Raw genomic sequence first — 1,921 nt, 5'->3', positions numbered from 1 at the left:
CCTTTTGCAATTGGGAAGCCAAGCGTTTACTTTCCCTAGCCTTACCCGTTTTTTTAGCACAAGTTACACTTATTTTAATGTCGGTAGTCGACACAATTATGGCCGGCCAAGTTAGCCCTACTGACTTAGCTGCACTTTCTATTGCAACAGGAATATGGAACCCATTATTACTTGCTCTGCAAGGTATTTTATTAGCGCTTACTGGTATTATTGCGCAGTTTTCGGGCAGTGATGATCGCAAAGGCATTAGCCACTATTTTCAACAAGCGCTTTATTTAACCGCTATTTTAAGCTTTACAGGTTTTGGTATTGCCCATTTAGCAGATGCCATTATTTTAAAGCTCGATACAACGCCTGCTATTGCAAGCCTTGCCATTGACTACATCCATTTTGTGAAATGGGGTGTGTTTGGATTTTTAATTTTTACAGTATACAGAAACGTTACCGAAGGCATGGGGATGACCAAACCCGCCTTTTATATAAGCCTATTAGGTTTAGCCGTTAATATTCCAGTAAATTATATTTTCATAAATGGCTTATTTGGTTTTCCTGCTTATGGCGGCGCAGGCTGTGGCATTGCCACAGCAATTGTTTTAACTGTTATGGCAATAGCACAAGTTACTTACTGCCAAATGAGTAAAAAGGTAGATGCTAAAGGCCTGCTTTCATCATTCGAAAAACCTAATTTCACTACCATTGGTATTATTACTAAGCTAGGTATACCAATTTCACTTGCAACCTTTTTTGAAGTCACTTTATTTGCGTGTATACCGCTATTTATTGCGCATTTAGGAGCAGTGGCTGTATCGGGGCACCAAATAGCAGCGAGTGTAACTACATTGCTGTTTATGATGCCACTGAGCCTCTCTATCGCTATAAGTATTCGTATTGGTAATCTATATGGTCAAAATAATTTACAGCAGTTAAAAGTTGCCGTATCGACTAGTTACATATTAGCTATTGTAATTGCACTATTTTTGGCACTTATGACTTTTACAGGTCGTGATTTAATTAGCCAACTTTATACCGACAGTCCCGCAGTAATGGCTCTGGCTTCATCAATTATGATACTAGCGTGTGTCTACCAGTTACCCGATGCATTACAGGTTGCTGCAAATGGCATGCTTCGTGGGTTAAAATACACCACGCCTATATCGTATATTACGTTTATATCGTATTGGTTAATCGGCTTTTGTTTAGGTTACGTATTGGCAAGAACAGACATAATTGTGCCAGCTATGGGGCCGCATGGCTTTTGGGTTGGAATAATAGTAGGCCTTAGTGTCGCTGCTATTTTATTAATGCTAACAGTAAGAAAGCGTCTAAAATATGAATTTGTTAACAGTGATTCACTCAATCAAAACTAATAAACTCAGCCTTAAAACATTACCAGCTGCTTTGCTGGTAATGTGTTTTTTAATGCTTACAGGCTGCAACAAACCACAAAGTACTGTAAACGCTACTTATATTGAACGCTTAAGTAGCACAGTTAATGCAAGCCCAACACAGCCTAAGCTGCTCAAGCAACTCCCTTTACTGCAGCCTCCCCCAATAGCACAAAGTGACTTAACACTGAGTATTGTGGAGCTTGCAGGCATTAGCCAATGTAAGCTTAACGTGCTTATAAGTGAGCACAATAACCAATTAGGAAAAACAGCCAGCGCTGCTGGGCAATTAAAATATCAAATAAACTTTATTAAAAGTGCGCAGGTTTGCTTAAATACGCTTGATAAAAATAGCCCTAGTTACACAAAAATACTCGCAGCCAAAAACTATAAAGAAACACACCTAATGTACTTTTTTAATACCATGTTATTTAAAGAACCTGAGTTAAATCGTACCTGGCAACTCACCTCAAACGAGCTCACTACTGAACCCGCTGGTTTTCGCGATACCATATTTGCGCTAAAGCAACTTGCAC

2 protein-coding genes are annotated in these 1,921 nt (G+C 39.2%); both read left to right on the top strand.

Translation table 11 applies throughout. The features are described 5' to 3' along the window. Positions 1-1,367 (top strand): MATE family efflux transporter (locus H5072_RS18235; protein ID WP_182694358.1); only part of this gene is annotated, 1,367 nt, incomplete at its 5' end. Further along, positions 1,330-1,921, top strand: a 592-nt coding sequence (locus tag H5072_RS18230) for a DUF3080 family protein (protein WP_220488696.1), incomplete at its 3' end; no start/stop codon positions are given. The genes H5072_RS18235 and H5072_RS18230, both read left to right, overlap by 38 nt.

It is taken from the genome of Pseudoalteromonas sp. SR45-5, assembly GCF_014163565.1.
Taxonomy (GTDB): Bacteria; Pseudomonadota; Gammaproteobacteria; order Enterobacterales; family Alteromonadaceae; genus Pseudoalteromonas; species Pseudoalteromonas distincta.
This window is presented reverse-complemented; position numbering and strand designations above follow the sequence as displayed.